Origin of the sequence: Streptomyces sp. NPDC101110 (genome assembly GCF_044759525.1) — a bacterium.
GTDB lineage: Bacteria > Actinomycetota > Actinomycetes > Streptomycetales > Streptomycetaceae > Streptomyces.
Map to the genome: position 1 here is coordinate 169,023 of NZ_JBIVZM010000011.1, position 16,292 is coordinate 185,314.

Here is a 16,292-nt window from a genome sequence, read left to right on the forward strand (position 1 = left end):
CGCGCGGGCGGGCGACTCCGTTCGGAGGCGCGACTCCGTTCGGAGGCACCTTGTCTCTTCCCAGAGAGGTGCTCGCATACTAATTTGTAAATCGGCATGACGAAATAGCCTCAGCGAGCAAGGAGCCGCGGCATGAGCTTCCAGCCCACCCCCGAGGACAGGTTCACCTTCGGCCTGTGGACCGTCGGCTGGCAGGGACGGGATCCCTTCGGCGACGCCACGCGGCGTGCCCTCGACCCGGTCGAGACGGTCCAGCGCCTGGCCGAGCTGGGCGCTCACGGCGTCACCTTCCACGACGACGACCTGATCCCGTTCGGCTCGAGCGACACCGAGCGCGAGAACCACATCAAGCGCTTCCGGCAGGCACTGGACGCCACCGGCATGAAGGTCCCGATGGCCACCACCAACCTCTTCACGCACCCGGTCTTCAAGGACGGCGCGTTCACCGCCAACGACCGCGACGTGCGCCGCTACGCCCTGCGCAAGACCATCCGCAACATCGACCTCGCCGTCGAGCTCGGCGCCCGGGTGTACGTGGCCTGGGGCGGCCGGGAGGGAGCCGAGTCGGGCGCCGCCAAGGACGTCCGCGCGGCCCTGGACCGGATGAAGGAGGCCTTCGACCTGCTCGGCGAGTACGTCACCTCCCAGGGCTACGACCTGCGCTTCGCCATCGAGCCCAAGCCGAACGAGCCGCGCGGCGACATCCTGCTGCCGACCGTCGGCCACGCCCTGGCCTTCATCGAGCGCCTGGAGCGCCCCGAGCTGTACGGCGTGAATCCCGAGGTGGGCCACGAGCAGATGGCCGGGCTGAACTTCCCGCACGGCATCGCCCAGGCCCTGTGGGCGGGCAAGCTGTTCCACATCGACCTCAACGGCCAGTCCGGCATCAAGTACGACCAGGACCTGCGCTTCGGCGCCGGTGACCTGCGCGCCGCGTTCTGGCTCGTCGACCTGCTGGAGTCGGCCGGGTACACCGGACCGCGCCACTTCGACTTCAAGCCGCCGCGCACCGAGGACCTCGACGGCGTCTGGGCCTCGGCGGCCGGCTGTATGCGCAACTACCTCATCCTCAAGGAGCGCGCCGCTTCCTTCCGTGCCGATCCGGAGGTGCAGGAGGCGCTGCGCGCGGCTCGTCTGGACGAGCTGGCCCAGCCCACCGCCGCGGACGGCCTGCAGGCGCTGCTCGCCGACCGGTCGGCGTTCGAGGCGTTCGACGTGGAGGCGACTGCCGCCCGCGGCATGGCGTTCGAGCGCCTGGACCAGCTGGCCATGGACCATCTGCTGGGGGCACGCGGCTGACGCACGCGCGTGCGGGCCCCTCGGCCGGTGGCTCCGGTCGCTCCGGTCGGCCGAGGGGCCCGTCGTGCTGCGGAATCATGCGATCCACGCCCTGAGTCCGTATCAGCTTCCGTACGCCTCTCCCTCGCCGGGCGGTTCGCGGCGACCCTGTTCGGTATGGCCCTGCCGCCCGTACCGCCCCAGCCGCCCGGGCCACCCCGGCGCCGGAACCCGCTGCTCATCCTGCTCGCCGTGCTCGTGGCCGCGGCAGCCGTCTCGCTCGTGGTCCTCATGGCCTCGGGCCGGGGCGACTCGCCGGACGAGGAGCCGTCGGGCGGGAGCACGAACCGCACAGCCGCGCCGTCCTTCGGCATCCCGACGGAGCTGCCCACCAGGCTGCCGAGCGAGCTGCCGACCCGGTTGCCGTCGGGCTTCCCGACCCGGCTGCCGAGCGGCATGCCGAGTGATCTGCCGAGCGGCCTCGAATCGCTCGTCCCGTCCCTGGAACCGGGCGAGTTGCTGCCCTGAAGCCTCCTCGGCCGTTACCTGCCGCGTGCCGCGTGCCGCGTGCCGCGTGCCGCGTGCCGCCTTGCGGCTTTGCGGCCTGCGGCCGGGCGACCGTGTTCAGACCCTCCGCCCTACGGCGATTCCCCGTCCGACGGGGCGATTTCCGCCGAGGTGGGGGCGGTCACCGAGGCCAGGGCCGTGGCCGGGTCGTGGGCGGCTCCCCCCGCGGGCTGCCATCGGCCGCCCTCCTCGCGGTAGGGCCACCAGCGGCCGTCCTGGCCGAGCCGCAGCTGGACCGGTGCGTCGACGACTGTCCAACGGTTGCCCCGCGCCCGCAGTTCCGGCCGTTCGTCGCTGTCCCAGGCCGAGTCCAGCAAGGCACGCGCGCGTGCGAGCGTTTCGCCTCCCACCCGCCACTCCTCGTCGAGGACGGACAGTGCGGCCGTACCGCCGTGACGCCAGGCACGGACGGCCGTCGCGAGGCCCTCACGGCCACGCCCCGACCCCTCGGCCAGCCGGTCGGCCACGTCCCGCCCCGGATCGCCCGCAGCCAGCCGTACCGCGTCCTGTGCGAGCGGCAACTCCGCACGCAAGCCGCCGTCCAGCGCCTCCCCGAGCATGCCGTGGGCGAGCACGGCCGTCCGTGCGGCCAGGAACTCCAGCGCGGCCGGGTCGACCCCGCCGGCGGGCGCCGTCCCGGCATCCAGGGACGGCGGCACTCCCGGCTCGTCGGGCCGTTCGGGCAGAGGCGGCAACGGGGGGAGGATGTCGCCCGCCGCATACGCCTCGGCCGCGTCCACACCCTCCTGCACCGGCGCCTGCGCGACGGACGCACCGCTGCGCCTGTGCAGATCGTCCAGCACCGTGCCCTCGGCGCGGCCCCGCATCAGCAACAGCAGGAACGGGTCCTGGTCCAGCAGCCGCGCCACCTGGTAACAGAGTGCCGCCGTGTGGCCGCAGTGGTCCCAGGCCTCGCAGTCGCACTCGGGCTCCAGATCACCCAGGCCGGGCAGCAGGTCGACGCCCGCCTCGGCCGCGTCCTCGACCAGGTGCGGCGGCATCTCCCGGTCCAGCAGCGCCGCCACATGACCGGCCCGCTCGGCCGCCATGTCCAGGAGACGCTCCCACTGTTCGGGCGAGAGCTCCTCCAGCAGCACATCGGCCCGGTGCGCCGTGCGGTCGCGGTCCTGGACGACGGCCGTCAACCGCCCCGGGCGCACCGACACCGCGCCCACCGCACCCGCGCGGGCGAGCCGGCGGCCCGTCTTGAGCTGCGCCGAGTCCAGCGCCGTGCTCTCCAGAGCCGTCAGCCACGCCTGCCCCCACCAGGTCTGCGCGAAGCCCCGCCCGTGTGCGGGCGGCAGTGCGGCGAAGGTGCGTTCCGTGTCGCCCTCGTGCCGAGTCATCGCAGGTCCCCTCGCAGTTCGACCAGATCCGCCAGTTCCGCGTCCGTCAGTTCCGTGAGCGCCGCCTCGCCCGCGCCCAGCACCGAATCGGCCAGTTCCCGCTTGCGCAGCAGCAGTTCGGCGATGCGGTCCTCGATGGTCCCCTCCGCGATGATGCGGTGCACCTGCACGGGCCGGGTCTGGCCGATGCGGTATGCGCGGTCGGTGGCCTGCGCCTCGACGGCCGGGTTCCACCAGCGGTCGTAGTGCACGACGTGCTCGGCGCGGGTGAGGTTCAGCCCGGTGCCCGCCGCCTTCAACGACAGCAGGAACACGGGAACCTCGCCTTCCTGGAAGCGTCGCACCATGGCCTCGCGCTCGGCGACGGGTGTCCCGCCGTGCAGGAACTGCGAAGGCGTGCCGCGGGCGGCCAGATGCCGTTCGAGGAGCCGGGCCAGCTGCACGTACTGGGTGAAGATCAGTACGCCCGCGTCCTCGGCGAGGATCGTGTCGAGCAGTTCGTCCAGCAGTTCGAGTTTCCCGGAGCGCCCGGTGATCAGGGGCCTCTCCTCCTTGAGGTACTGCGCGGGGTGGTTGCAGATCTGCTTGAGTCCGGTCAGCAGTTTCACGATCAGGCCCCGCCGGGCCATGGGACCGGCACCGGAGATCTCCGCGAGCGCCTCGCGCACCACCGCTTCGTACAGCGCCGCCTGCTCCTGGGTGAGGGACACCGCGTGATCGGTCTCGGTCTTCGGCGGCAGCTCGGGCGCGATCCCCGGGTCCGACTTGCGGCGACGCAGCAGGAACGGCCGTACGAGCTGGGCCAGCCGGTCGGCCGCGGTCGGGTCCTGACGCCCCTCCACGGCCTCCGCGTACCGTCGGCGGAATGCGCCGAGCCGGCCCAGCAGGCCCGGAGTCGCCCAGTCGAGGATCGCCCACAGCTCCGACAGGTTGTTCTCCACGGGGGTGCCGGTGAGTGCCACGCGCGCGCGGGCGCCGATGGAGCGCAGCTCCCGCGCGGTCGAGGAGTACGGGTTCTTCACGTGCTGGGCCTCGTCCGCGACGAGCAGGCCCCATGGCACACCGGCGAGCCGGGACGCGTCCAGGCGCATCGTGCCGTAGGTGGTGAGCACGAACTCCCCGTCCGCCAGGTTCTCCAGATTGCGCCGGGCCCCGTGGAAGCGCCGCACCGGGGTGCCGGGCGCGAACCGTTCGACCTCTCGCTGCCAGTTGCCCATCAAGGACGTCGGGCAGACCACCAGGGTGGGCCCTGCGGACCGTGCGTCGGACTGCCGGTGCAGGTGGAGGGCGATCAGCGTGATCGTCTTGCCGAGTCCCATGTCGTCGGCGAGACAGCAGCCCAGGCCCATCGACGTCATGCTCGCGAGCCAGTTGAGGCCGCGCCGCTGGTAGTCCCGCAGGGTGGCGGCCAGGGCGGCGGGCTGCCCGACGGGCTGCTGCCCCTCGGGGTGTGCGAGCCGCTCCCGCAGATCCGCCAGCCATCCGGTGGGCCGTACCTCGACGCGGCGGCCCTCCACCTCCACGCACCCCGTCAGGGCGGCACCCAGGGCGTCCACCGGGGTCACCTTGCCGTCCTGGCGTGAGCCGGCCAGGCGCGCCTCTTGAGGGTCGATCAGGACCCACTGGTCGCGCAGCCGTACGATCGGGCGCTTCGCCTCGGCGAGCCGGTCCAGTTCCGCACGGTCCAGTCGCCTGTCGCCCAGGGCGAACGACCACGTGAAGGCGAGCAGTGCGTCGGCGGACAGGAACGACGGCACGGCCGCGGGGGCCGCGCCGGAGGAAGCCTCGCCGTCGGGCGCGCCGTCGTGCGGCCCCACGTCGTAGGGCCCCACGTCCGCGTGCGTGCTGAGCTCACGGGACAGGCCCTTCGGCCAGTGCACGTCGACCCCGGCCGCGCTCAGCGCGCGTGCGCCGGCTCCGAGCAGGTCCGTGACCTCCTCGTCGGCCAGTTCGGCCGCGTCCGGAACGGCCGCCGACAGCAGCGGCGTGAGCGGGGCCCAGGCCCGGGCCGCACGGCGCAGGGCGAGCAGCGCGTCCATCCGCGCGCGGGGGCCGAAGGCCTCGCCGAGGGTTCCCGCCCAGACGTCCGCGGCGTCCGCGACCAGCGCCGGATCGCTGACGCCGTGCACCTGCAGCACGGCTCGGAACGTCACGCCCGTCTCGTCGTCGGCCTCGTCCGTGAGGCCGTCCGCCTCGATCCGCAGCGACAGCCGCACGCCCGCGTCGTGGCCGGCGGCGACATCGGCGGCCCAGGCGCGCTGCTCGGGCAGCCGCACCGGTTCGGGCGAGGCGTAGGCGGGGCCGCCCGTCACCAGTGGCGCGGCGGGGGAGCGGGGCAGGGAATCGGCGACCGCGTCGAGGAAGGCGCGCAGGAACTGCTCCGGGTCGGGCAGCCGCAGCGGCCGCGTGTCCTTCAGGGGCACGGCGTGCGCCTCGGGCGGCATCGCGGCGGCGAGGTTGCGCACGGCCTCGATGTCCCGGGCGCGCAGGGGACCCGTGCGCCAGGCGTCGTGGTCGGCCGGTGACAGCCCCGGCAGCAGGAGTCCGCGTGCGGTGAGCTGCAGGGCGTGCAGAGCCGCCGCGCCCCAGAAGACGGCGGACCGGTGCCCGCGTCCGTCGGCGCGCGCACGGGTGAGGACCGGCAGGGCGTTGCGCACCGGAATCAGGACAGCGGGCAGACGTGTCTCCTCGACCCCGCCGTCGTGGGGCACCACGACGCTCAGGTCCGTCAGGGAGGCGGACGCCACCGTCGGGGGCGCGGCGCCGTCGGGTCGCCAGAAGGCGACGCTGCCGGTGCGTGCGGGGTCGCCGGGCAGGAAAACGGTGTGGCACCGGGCCAGTTCGGAGTCGTCGGAGGAAGGAGCCGGGGAATTCGGATGCTCGGCTATGACTGAGTCCTCAAATTTGACTAGTGTGCGCGGAGTCGCCGATGATACAGCACTTCCGGCGCACATGGGTATGGCTGGCCTGTGAGCTGGGTCACCATGGAGGTCTCAGGGGTGCCTCGGGGGCACACCTCAGGGATGTCTCGGGGTCGCGGTCCGGAACCGCCGCGCACGCGGGTCCGTTTTCGAGACAGAGAGCGGCAATGGCCGCGAAGGAGGCGACAGTCATGTCGAACAACGCCAAGATCGCCGCGGGCGGTGTGGCGGTCGGGCTCATCCTGCTGATCTGGCTGCCCTGGTGGGCATCACTCCTGATCATCCTGGGCGTCCCGGCCGCCGCGTACCTCACGCTGGACCCCTCACAGCGGCGCCGGCTGCGCCGCGCCACCCGCAAGGAGCTCGGCCGCTGAGCAGCCGCCGGTCTGTCACGGCCCGGCCGGGCACCACGACGGGCCCGGCCGGACCGGCTCAGTTCGGCCGTACGGCCATCTTGTCCAGAGCCTCGAGGAGGCCCGGCAGTTCCGGCCCCCTGCCCACCGGCAGGACCTCGCCGGGTTCCTCGTCCAGCAGGACGAACGCGATGTCGTCGGTCCGTGCGACGAGTGACCAGCCCGGACCGTCGGCCCGCAGGGTCCGGGCGTCACCCGGCGCGAAGGACGACCGGACCCGGCCCAGCGGTGGCGGCGAGTCGATGTACGTGCGGACCTCGGCGAGGACGCGCCGGATGCCGCTGTGGCCGCCCTGGGGCGCTGTCGCACCGGGACCGTCGGAACCGTCGACCGCGCCGCGACCCTGCGGGCTCTCGGTCGCGCCGCGCCCGTCCGGGCCGTCGGCCGTGCTGCGTCCGTCCGGACCTTCGGTCGTGTCGCGTCCGCCCGGGGTGCCGGCCCCGCTGCCTTCGTCCGAGGCGTCGGCCGTCGTGCCTGCGTCCTCCGGGGATGCGGGGGCTTCCGAAGATGCCGGCGCCGGGAACTCCGAGTCGTCGACCTGTTCCCGCCACGTCGCCCACTGGAGCGCGATCTCGTCCGCGCCCAGACGCCGCTGGGCCGGGCCCCAGACGCTGGTGTCCGGCGGTGCCAGCGGGGGCCGATCGTCCGCCTCCGGACCCGGATCGTGCGGCGCGGGGACCCCGGGGGCCGCGACGGCGACCGCCAGAGGCCACCCGGGCAGGGCCGCGACGACGGTGCGCTCGTCGGGCGACAGCTCGTACTCCATGCCGCAGTCCCAGGAAGCGATCGCGACGGCCACCAGCGAGACGTCGTCGATGGCCACCGTCCACCGCGCGCCCTCGCCGTCCTGGCCGAGCACCAGCCCGTACCCGTCGGCGAGCGGCGCGAGACCGAGCGCCGCGCAGGCCTCGGGGTAGTCGTCGCCCAGCACACTCGGGAACTTCGCCGGCGTCAGCAGCACCGCCGTGAGCACATAGAGCGCATCGTCCGCGGCGGCGACGGCTTCCTCGTCCGTCCCGGCCATCCCAGCCTCCCCATCGGTTCGTCCACCGGCGCGCACCCTATTGCGCGCGCAAGCCCCTTGTCACGGCCTCGCCCGCGCACTCGGAGCTGCAGTTTTCCGGCGGACGGGGCGAATCGGCCGTCCGGGGCCCGCCCTCACGCCGCCGGCAGCCCCAGCAACTCGCGCGCCACGGTCTCCGGCGGCCGGCCGTGCTCACGGGCCAGCGCGATCACGGCCCGGCAGGCCAACTCGTTCACGCCGAACGACAGGGCTTCCGGCGACACCCAGCCGGCCGCCTCCTCGGCCCGCTCCTGGTCGTCCTCCGTGCGGGCCGTGACGTAGGTGGCCGCCGCCTCGAAGAGATTGTGCGGACGCCTGTCCTCACCCGCCTTCGGCTCCGTGCGCAAGGCATCGGCGACCCTTCCCCCCGCTTTGCGGAACCTGCCCCACATGCTGACCACCTTCCCCCTGTGCCGGCCGTGCCCGGACGTTCATCTCGTGGTCACCAACGTAAAGTTGAAGAACCTGTGACAGAAGGGGGACGGCACGGTGAGGCGTTTCTCACGGCTCGAACAGATCCGGCGGATGGACCCGTACGAGGAGGCCACGGAGATCTACCGGCTCAGCGTGGCGTACGAGTTCCCCTGGGACTTCACACGCGCCCTGGAGCTGGCTCTGTACCGCACCTACGCGGTACCGGCCATCGGCCGACTGCTCGCCCGCACGGCGGAGCTCACGGACCGGTCCCAGAAGCGCTACGACGACACCGCACTGCTCCTGGACACGGTCGTCGAGCACGGCTTCGGCAGCGATGCGGGCAGGACCGCGATCCGCCGCATCAACCGGATGCACCGCAGCTACGACATCAGCGACGACGACATGCGCTATGTGCTGTGCACGTTCGTCGTGATGCCCAAGCGGTGGATCGACGCCTATGGCTGGCGCAGGATGTCCCGCCACGAGACCATCGCCTCCGTCGTCCACTACCGAACGCTGGGCCGGCACATGGGTATCACGGACATCCCCGAGACCTACGAGGAGTTCGAGAGCTGCCTCGACTCCTACGAGGCCGCCCACTTCGCCTGGGACGCCGAAGCCCGCCGCGTCTCGGACGCCACGCTCGCTCTGATGGCCTCCTGGTACCCCGCCGCCCTCGCCCCCCTCCTGCGCACCACGACCCTCGCCCTGCTCGACGACTCGCTGCTGCACGCCTTCCGCTACACCCCGCCCGGCGCCGCCACGCGCGCGTGGGTGCGCCGCGCCGTCCGGCTCCGGGGCCGCGTCGTCCGCCTGCTGCCGCCCCGGCGCGCTCCGCACTTCGCCCGCCAGAACCGGGAGATCAAGAGCTACCCGTACGGCTACCGGATCGCCGACCTGGGCACCCGTCCGGTTCCGGGCATCCGCGGGTGTCCCGTACGGCACGCCGCACCGGAGGGCGAGGCGGGCTGACGCCGAACCGAGGCCGGCATCGTGCTGCCGCCCGGCTCAGGCCTCACGCACGGCGAGCGCCAGGAAGCGGGAGTCCTCGTCGACGTACGACGTCAGCCGCCACCCCGAACCGGACAGCAGCGGGCGGAGGTTGGGCTCGGCGCGCAGATCGTCGGGGGTGAGCGCCCGGCCGTGACGGGCCGCGAGCGCCGCCCTGCCGATCGGGTGGAACAGCGCCAGCACCCCGCCGGGGCGCACCACGCGCGCCAGCTCCCTGAGGTCGTCTGCCGGGCTCCCCAGGTGCGAGATCAGACCCGCGCCGAACACGGCGTCCAGCGACCGCGCGCGCAAGGGCAGCGCGGCGACATCCGTGAGCAGCAACTGCCCGTCACGGTCGCGACCGGCGCGTACCGCCTCCCGCAGCATGGCCGGCGTCAGGTCGGCGCCGAGGACCACCCCCGAGGTCCCGACGGCGGCTCGCAGCGACGGCAACGCGCGTCCGGTGCCGCACCCCGCGTCGAGCACTCGGTCGCCCGCACGCAGTCCGAGCTCGGCGACCGCGGCCGCGTAGGCCGGGCCGTCGTCGGGAAAACGGCTGTCCCAGCCGGCCGCGCGGGCGGTGAAGAACTCCTGGACACGCGTCTGCTCGTCGCTCATGTACCGCATGATTCCCCACCGGCACGGAGGACGCTTCACCGGCACGGAGGACATCTCGGTGCACATGTTCGAGCGTGATCCGATCGTTCCGGTGTCTCCTTGGGGCATATTTCAGAAGCTTTCGAACTGCGCGCCCTTCGCGCGCGCCCGCCGGGTCTACCGTCCCGGGGCCATGGGACACCTGGACCACGCAGCCCTGGGGTGGCTGACCCCCGCACTGTCGTACGTGATGGCCTGCATAGGCGCCGCGCTCGGTCTGCGCTGCACCGTCCGCGCGCTCGCCACCACCGGACGCTCACGCCGCAACTGGCTCGTCACCGCCGCGTCGGCGATCGGCTCCGGCATCTGGACCATGCACTTCGTGGCCATGCTCGGCTTCGGCGTCACCGGCACCGACATCCGCTACGACGTGCCGCTCACCCTCCTGAGCCTGCTCGTCGCCATGGTCGTCGTCTGCGCCGGCGTCTTCGCCGTCGGCTACAGCAAGGACCGTGGCCGTGCCCTGCTCGCCGGCGGGCTCACCACCGGCCTCGGAGTGGCGAGCATGCACTACCTGGGCATGGCGGCCGTCCGGCTGCACGGGGACGTGACCTACGACCCGCTGCTCGTCGCGCTCTCCGTGCTGATCGCCGTCGTCGCCGCCACAGCGGCCCTGTGGGCGGCCCTCAACATCAAGTCACCGGTGGCGGTCACCATCGCCTCCCTGATCATGGGCGCTGCCGTCAGCAGCATGCACTACACCGGGATGTTCGCGGTGGGCGTGCGCGTGACCCCCTCCGGGGAGGTCCTGCCCGGGGCGACGGCGATGCAGTTCATCTTCCCCCTCGCCGTCGGCCTCGGCTCCTACCTCTTCCTGACCTCGGCCTTCGTCGCGCTGTCGCCGACGGCGGGCGAGCGGGCGGCGTCCGCGTCGGCGCAGCGACCGGTGCGCAGCGCCGCGTCCTAGCCACGGCACCCCGCCGGGTCATGCGGTCGAGCCCCACGCGATCCCAGCAGGGACGGTCGGCCGGGACGCCGGCCCTCAGCCCTCCGAACCACTCCCGAGCGAGGAGTCCATGCGCACATCCCGTAGGACCCCCACAGCCGGCGCCGACGCGCCGTCCCCGCCCGTGCGCGGACGCCGTGCGCACGCCGGGCCACCGGCCGACGAGGGCCCCGACACACCGTCGGACGCCGCACCGGACGTTCCGCCCGCGCGGGCGGAGCGCTGGCACATACGCCCCCGCACCGTAAGAGCCAAGATCGTCTGCCTGCTGATGGTGCCGGTCGTCTCCTTGCTGGCCCTGTGGGGGTACGCCACCGTCACCACCGCCCAGGACATCTCCCGGCTGCGACAGGTCCAGCGCGTCGACGCCACGGTCCGGGCCCCCGTCTCCGCCGCCGTCGCCGCACTCCAGACGGAACGCGCGGCCGCCGTACGGCACGCCACCGACCCCACAGCCGTCCGCACCGACGAACTGGACGAGCTCGCCCGGCGCACCGACCGGGCCGTCGCGAAACTCCGGCTCGGAAACGGCACCACCGTCGCCGACGGCGGGGAACTGCCCAGCGCGGTCGCCCAACGGCTGAAGACGTTCGTCTCCCGTACCGAGCAGCTGCGGCCGCTGCGCACCGCGGTGAAGGACCGGCGCGCGGGCTGGGCCGAGACGTACGACCGCTACACCCGGACCATCTCGGCCGCGTTCGGTGTGGGAGGGGCCCTCACCGGCATCCGCGACGCCGACCTCGGCTCCGACGCCCGCGTGCTGCTCGAACTGTCCCGTGCGGGCGAGGCGCTGGCCCAGGAGGACGCGGTGCTGGCCAGTGCCCGGCTGGACGGCGCCCTGACCGGCGAGCGGCTCCGGCTCTTCACCGGCGCCGTCGACCTGCGCCGCACCCTCACCGCATCGGCCGTCGCGGATCTGAGCGGCACCGAACGCTCAGCGTGGCAGAGCCTCGCGGGCAGCAGCGCATACGCCTCTCTGGGCGACGCCGAGAAAAGCGTCCTCAATCGCGGGCCGGGCGCGAAGGCGGTCGAAGCAGCGCCCGAAAGCACCTGGAGCACGGCCCACGCGCGCGTGCAGAACGGCATGCGCACCATCGAGGACGACGCGGCACGCGGGGTCGCGGAGCGGGCCGACCCCTTCACCCGCGGACTGCTCACCCCGGCCGGAGCCGCCCTCCTGCTCGGCCTGGCCGCCGTCGCGGCCTCGCTCGTCATCTCCGTGCGCATCGGACGCGGCCTGGTGGTGGAACTGGAAGGCCTGCGCAACAGCGCCCTGGAGATCGCTCGGCGCAAACTTCCCGACGCCATGCGCAGACTGCGTGCGGGCGACGAGATCGACATCCACGCCGAGGCCCCGCCGGGAGCGCCCGCGGACGACGAGACCGGACAGGTCGCCGAGGCCCTCACCACCGTGCACCGCGCGGCACTGCGGGCCGCGGTGGAACGCGCCGAACTCGCCAGCGGCATTTCCGGCGTCTTCGTCAACCTCGCCCGCCGCAGCCAGATCCTCGTCCACCGGCAGCTGGCCCTCCTCGACAGCATGGAACGCCGTTCCGACGATCCCAACGAGCTGAGCGACCTCTTCCGCCTCGATCACCTCACCACCCGCATGCGACGCCACGCGGAGAGCCTCATCATCCTCTCCGGCGCCGCCCCCGGCAGGGCCTGGCGCATGCCGGTCTCCTTGACGAACGTGGTCCGCGCCGCGGTCTCCGAGGTGGAGGACTACGCGCGTGTGGAGGTGCGGCAGCTCCCCGAGGCGGCTGTCGTCGGCGCCGCCGTCGCCGACCTCACCCACCTGCTGGCCGAGATCATCGAGAACGCAGCCCAGTTCTCCCCGCCCCACACGCGTGTGCGCGTCACCGGTGAACCCGTCGGAAACGGGTACGCCGTGGAGGTCGAGGACCGCGGCCTCGGCATGGGCAAGGAGACCCTCGCGGAGGCCAACCGCCGCATCGCCCAGTCGGAGGCGCTCGACCTGTTCGACAGCGACCGGCTCGGCCTGTTCGTGGTCAGCCGGCTCGCCGCCCGGCACGACGTCAAGGTCCACCTGAGGACCTCCCCGTACGGCGGCACCACCGCGGTGGTCCTGCTGCCCACCGCCCTGCTCCACACGGGCACGGCACAACGGTCCTCCGAAGCGGCGGAACCCGCTCGGCAGCCCGAGGAACGGGCCTGCGCGTCCGTTCCCGACGACGCCCCGGCCCGGGACGCCGTCCCCGCCCGGGGGGACCGGCGTGCCCTCGTGGCCCCCGTGCCGGCCGTCGGGGAGACCGAGGCCGCGTGCCGCGCGCAGACCTCGCGACACGCCGACACCCCGGCTCATGCCGACACCCCGGCTCATGCCGGCGTCCCGGCTCACGCCGGCGCCCCGGCCAACGCTGACGCCCCGGCCCACGCGGACAGCCCAGGTCACGCGGACAGCCCGCGTCATCCGGAGACCCCGAGTCAGACCCCACCTCCAGGAGTCGCCACCTTGCGACTGCACCGCCCACCGCAGCAGCCCGAAGACTCCGACGACCTCCCGCGCCGCGTGCGTCAGGCCAGCCTCGCTCCGCAACTGCGCGCCGAGCGACCCGAGGACCAGCCACCGGCGTCCGCCCCCCGGGACCACGAACGGACGCCCGAACTGGCCAGGGACCGCATGGCCGCCTACCGCGACGGCTGGGCACGCGGCGGCGGCAGGCGACCCGGCCGTGGCACCACTTCCGGCCCCGTTACGGGCAGGGACAGCAGCGAAGGAGACCCCGCATGATCCAGGACCCGAGCCCCCAGTCCGCCACACCCTCCGGCGAACTCGACTGGCTGCTGGACGATCTGGTGCTCCGCGCGAAAGACATCCGGCACGCCGTGGTGCTGTCCAACGACGGCCTCGCCGTCGGCGCCTCGACCGGCCTGCGCCGTGAGGACGCCGAGCACCTCGCCGCGGTCGCCTCGGGCTTCCACAGCCTCGCCAAGGGCGCGGGGCGGCACTTCGGTGTCGGGGGAGTCCGCCAGACGATGGTGGAGATGGACGCGGGCTTCCTGTTCGTCGCCGCCGCGGGTGACGGTTCCTGCCTCGCCCTGCTCACCGCGGTCACGGCCGACATCGGCCTCGTGGCCTACGAGATGGCACGCCTGGTCAGACGGGTCGGTGAGCACCTCGGTACGGCTCCCCGCGCGGCCGCGCGGCCACCCGCCGCCGGATGAACCGGGAGAACGGTCCGTGCAGATGACCGAGGACATGACGAGCGCCCCGTCCGATGAGGGCAGCCCCGAAGAGGGCAGCCACTGGTACGACAACGACGCCGGCCCGCTCGTCCGCCCCTACGCCATGACGGGCGGACGCACCCGGCCCGGTCCCACCGGCGTACGGTTCGACCTGATCGCCCTGGTCACGCTTGACCCCGGGGCATCCGGCGTGGAGGAGGCCCCGCTGGGCCCGGAACACCGCAAGCTCCTCGACCTCTGCCGCCCGGAGACCCAGTCGGTGGCCGAACTCGCCGCGGGTGCGGACCTGCCCGTCGGTGTGGTCAGGGTCCTCCTCGGAGATCTCCTGGAACTCGGCTGCGTCACCGTCAGCCGACCTGTACCACCGGCACAGTTGCCCGACGAACGCATCCTGCGCGAGGTGATCGAGGGCTTGAGAGCGCTGTAGCCGCCCCAGGCACCGACGGAAACCCACACCATTCCGGCCATCCCGGCAACCGCGCACCGACGCACTGCACACGCACGCCCCGACGCACTGCACACACCCCTGCGCACTACCGACACCAGACGGTCCGACACCCACGCACCCCAGACACCCGGCACTCCTGAGAGAAGTGATCAATGGTCTCCGAGCACTCCGACGCCCCGGGCGGAGAGTCCGCCGCACTGGCGTTGAAGATTCTGGTCGCCGGCGGATTCGGCGTGGGCAAGACCACGCTGGTGGGAGCCGTCAGTGAGATCCGGCCGCTGCGCACCGAGGAACTCCTCAGCGAAGCCGGGCAGACGGTGGACGACACCGACGGCGTGGACCACAAGACCACCACGACCGTCGCCATGGACTTCGGGCGCATCACCATCCGGTCGGGCCTCTCCCTGTACCTTTTCGGCACGCCGGGACAGGACCGCTTCTGGTTCCTGTGGGACGAGTTGTCACAAGGGGCACTCGGCGCGGTGGTCCTCGCCGACACCCGCCGCCTGGAGGACTGCTTCCCCGCAGTCGACTACTTCGAGCACCGGCACATCCCGTTCGTCGTGGCCGTCAACTGCTTCGCGGGCACGCGGCGGCACGGCGCCACGGACGTCTCACGCGCACTCGACCTCGACAGGGGCACGCCCGTGGTGCTGTGCGACGCCCGTGACCGCGACTCCGGGAAGGAGGTGCTGATCCGGCTCGTCGAGTACGCCGGGCGGATGCACACCGCCCGGCTGCTCGACTCGGTCGGCTGACCGCGCAGAGCACTCCGTGCGGTCAGTTCGCGACGTCCCGCTCCGCCAGAACCTTCTCGACGGTGACACGGACGAGGAGTTCACCCGGTACGCCGTTGCGCGCGCCGAACTCCTCGGCGCGCTCCTCGCCCATGTACCGGGCGCCGATCCGGGTCGCCCAGTGCCGTATCTCCTCAAGGTCCTCGGAGACCCGGGCACGGCCGCGCAGCACCACGAAGGAGTACGGCGGCCGGTCGTCGTCCACGCACAGGGCGATCCTGCCGTCCCGGAGCAGGTTGCGTCCCTTCACCGTGTTCTTGCCGGTGTTGAACACCACCTCGTCCCCGTCCAGCAGGAACCAGATCGGAGCCACGTGCGGACTGCCGTCGGCCCGGACCGTGGAGAGCTTTGCGGTGCGGGTGCCGTGGGAAACGAACTCCCGCCATTGCGTGTCGGTCATCTTCTCTGCCATGGCTCCCATCCTCCTTGCCCATGCCGCGGTCGTGGTGAAGGCTGAGATGGAGATTCTCCGGCCAGGACGGGAATCGCACGGGGAGAAAACGGGGAGATCGGAAGATGGCGCAGAACCAGGGACTCGACTGGCTGCTGGACGACCTGACCGAACGCGTCCACGAAGTGCGGCACGCATTGGTCCTGTCCAACGACGGCCTGGTGACCGGCGCGAGCACCGGACTGCGCCGCGAGGACGCCGAGCACCTCGCGGCCGTGTCGTCCGGGTTGAACAGTCTGGCAAAGGGCTCCGGGCGGCACTTCGGCGCGGGCAGCGTACGCCAGACGATGATCGAATTCGATGACGCGGTGCTCTTCGTGACCGCGGCCGGGACGGGCAGCTGCCTGTGCGTCCTCAGCGGCGCGGAGGCCGACATCGGCCAGATCGCCTACGAGATGACACTGCTGGTCAACCGGGTCGGCGAGCGTCTCGACGTCGACGCGCGCCAGCCCGAACAGAAACCGATCACAGAGCTCTGACCTGTACGTTCATCATCCCCCGTGGAGTTATCCACAGGCTCGCCACGCGATCTGCCGAAGCGGCTACGGTTTTTTCAGGCGATCGCACACGGTGATCGCACACGGCTGTCGCGCAGGGCGCTCGCACACCACGATCGCCGACGCCGGCAGCCGTCGACTCCACAGGGGAGACCGACCATGGCACACATCGGCACCACATCCGCATCGACATCCGTATCCGCATGCACTTCCGCATCCTCATTCGACCGCCTCGCCTGCGTCCCGAGCCGGGCTGCTCGTGAACTGGATCTCAAACGGCGCGAGTTCGAC

At 72.5% G+C, this 16,292-nt stretch carries 16 protein-coding genes; 10 read left to right on the plus strand and 6 right to left on the minus strand.

Going from position 1 to position 16,292, the window contains the following annotated elements; all coding sequences use genetic code 11:
- The first annotated feature begins 132 nt into the window (after nt 1-132).
- Both xylA and ACIQU3_RS25385 read left to right on the plus strand, forming a co-directional pair.
- On the plus strand, nt 133-1,299 hold the full coding sequence (gene xylA / locus ACIQU3_RS25380) for a xylose isomerase (protein WP_403738326.1): 1,167 nt from the start codon (nt 133-135) through the stop codon (nt 1,297-1,299).
- Nucleotides 1,300-1,455: 156 nt separating this feature from the next.
- Nucleotides 1,456-1,806, plus strand: a complete 351-nt coding sequence (locus ACIQU3_RS25385) for a hypothetical protein (RefSeq protein ID WP_403927862.1) — start codon at nt 1,456-1,458, stop codon at nt 1,804-1,806.
- 110 nt (nt 1,807-1,916) lie between these two features.
- On the opposite strand, the gene ACIQU3_RS25390 is transcribed toward ACIQU3_RS25385, so the two are convergent.
- Together ACIQU3_RS25390 and ACIQU3_RS25395 are read right to left on the minus strand one after the other, a co-directional pair.
- Nucleotides 1,917-3,191 (minus strand): SWF or SNF family helicase, encoded by a 1,275-nt coding sequence (locus ACIQU3_RS25390; RefSeq protein WP_403927864.1) that lies wholly within the window; start codon nt 3,189-3,191, stop codon nt 1,917-1,919.
- Nucleotides 3,188-6,145 carry a DEAD/DEAH box helicase gene (locus tag ACIQU3_RS25395; RefSeq protein ID WP_403738336.1) on the minus strand — a complete coding sequence of 986 codons (2,958 nt, stop codon included), beginning with the start codon at nt 6,143-6,145 and terminating at the stop codon, nt 3,188-3,190. Before ACIQU3_RS25395 ends, ACIQU3_RS25390 begins: the two co-directional genes overlap by 4 nt.
- A gap of 158 nt (nt 6,146-6,303) precedes the next feature.
- Between ACIQU3_RS25395 and ACIQU3_RS25400 the strand changes: the two genes are divergently transcribed.
- Entirely contained in the window at nt 6,304-6,486 is a 183-nt protein-coding gene (locus ACIQU3_RS25400; protein WP_234749500.1) for a hypothetical protein, read from the plus strand.
- Between the two features lie 58 nt (nt 6,487-6,544).
- Here the strand turns inward: ACIQU3_RS25400 and ACIQU3_RS25405 are convergent, their stop codons facing one another.
- Nucleotides 6,545-7,549: a hypothetical protein gene (locus tag ACIQU3_RS25405; RefSeq protein WP_403738342.1), complete on the minus strand. Its 1,005-nt coding sequence runs from the start codon at nt 7,547-7,549 to the stop codon at nt 6,545-6,547.
- Nucleotides 7,550-7,683: 134 nt separating this feature from the next.
- On the minus strand, nt 7,684-7,980 hold the full coding sequence (locus ACIQU3_RS25410) for a hypothetical protein (RefSeq protein ID WP_403738345.1): 297 nt from the start codon (nt 7,978-7,980) through the stop codon (nt 7,684-7,686).
- A 97-nt stretch (nt 7,981-8,077) separates the two neighbouring features.
- Between ACIQU3_RS25410 and ACIQU3_RS25415 the strand changes: the two genes are divergently transcribed.
- Nucleotides 8,078-8,977 carry an oxygenase MpaB family protein gene (locus ACIQU3_RS25415; RefSeq protein WP_403738348.1) on the plus strand — a complete coding sequence of 300 codons (900 nt, stop codon included), beginning with the start codon at nt 8,078-8,080 and terminating at the stop codon, nt 8,975-8,977.
- Nucleotides 8,978-9,013: 36 nt separating this feature from the next.
- Here ACIQU3_RS25415 and ACIQU3_RS25420 read toward each other — a convergent pair whose 3' ends face one another.
- Complete coding sequence (locus ACIQU3_RS25420) at nt 9,014-9,613, minus strand: class I SAM-dependent methyltransferase (protein ID WP_403927867.1); 600 nt, start codon at nt 9,611-9,613, stop codon at nt 9,014-9,016.
- Between the two features lie 172 nt (nt 9,614-9,785).
- Here ACIQU3_RS25420 and ACIQU3_RS25425 point away from each other — a divergent pair, with 172 nt between their 5' ends.
- The 5 genes from ACIQU3_RS25425 (at nt 9,786) to ACIQU3_RS25445 (ending at nt 15,014) form a co-directional block, all read left to right on the plus strand.
- A complete protein-coding gene (locus ACIQU3_RS25425; RefSeq protein WP_403738354.1) occupies nt 9,786-10,559 on the plus strand; it encodes an MHYT domain-containing protein in 774 nt (257 codons plus the stop codon).
- Nucleotides 10,560-10,668: 109 nt separating this feature from the next.
- The gene (locus ACIQU3_RS25430) at nt 10,669-13,353 is read left to right on the plus strand and encodes a nitrate- and nitrite sensing domain-containing protein (RefSeq protein WP_403927870.1); all 2,685 of its coding nucleotides are present in this window, start codon (nt 10,669-10,671) and stop codon (nt 13,351-13,353) included.
- Nucleotides 13,350-13,787 (plus strand): roadblock/LC7 domain-containing protein, encoded by a 438-nt coding sequence (locus ACIQU3_RS25435; protein WP_403738360.1) that lies wholly within the window; start codon nt 13,350-13,352, stop codon nt 13,785-13,787. The genes ACIQU3_RS25430 and ACIQU3_RS25435 overlap by 4 nt, the downstream gene beginning before the upstream one ends.
- Before the next feature lie 22 nt (nt 13,788-13,809).
- Nucleotides 13,810-14,235: a DUF742 domain-containing protein gene (locus tag ACIQU3_RS25440; RefSeq protein WP_403927972.1), complete on the plus strand. Its 426-nt coding sequence runs from the start codon at nt 13,810-13,812 to the stop codon at nt 14,233-14,235.
- A 173-nt stretch (nt 14,236-14,408) separates the two neighbouring features.
- Complete coding sequence (locus tag ACIQU3_RS25445; RefSeq protein WP_403927872.1) at nt 14,409-15,014, plus strand: GTP-binding protein; 606 nt, start codon at nt 14,409-14,411, stop codon at nt 15,012-15,014.
- A 22-nt stretch (nt 15,015-15,036) separates the two neighbouring features.
- Here the strand turns inward: ACIQU3_RS25445 and ACIQU3_RS25450 are convergent, their stop codons facing one another.
- Nucleotides 15,037-15,465: a PPOX class F420-dependent oxidoreductase gene (locus tag ACIQU3_RS25450; protein WP_403738370.1), complete on the minus strand. Its 429-nt coding sequence runs from the start codon at nt 15,463-15,465 to the stop codon at nt 15,037-15,039.
- A gap of 104 nt (nt 15,466-15,569) precedes the next feature.
- Between ACIQU3_RS25450 and ACIQU3_RS25455 the strand changes: the two genes are divergently transcribed.
- The gene (locus ACIQU3_RS25455) at nt 15,570-15,983 is read left to right on the plus strand and encodes a roadblock/LC7 domain-containing protein (protein WP_403738376.1); all 414 of its coding nucleotides are present in this window, start codon (nt 15,570-15,572) and stop codon (nt 15,981-15,983) included.
- Nucleotides 15,984-16,292: the final 309 nt, after the last annotated feature.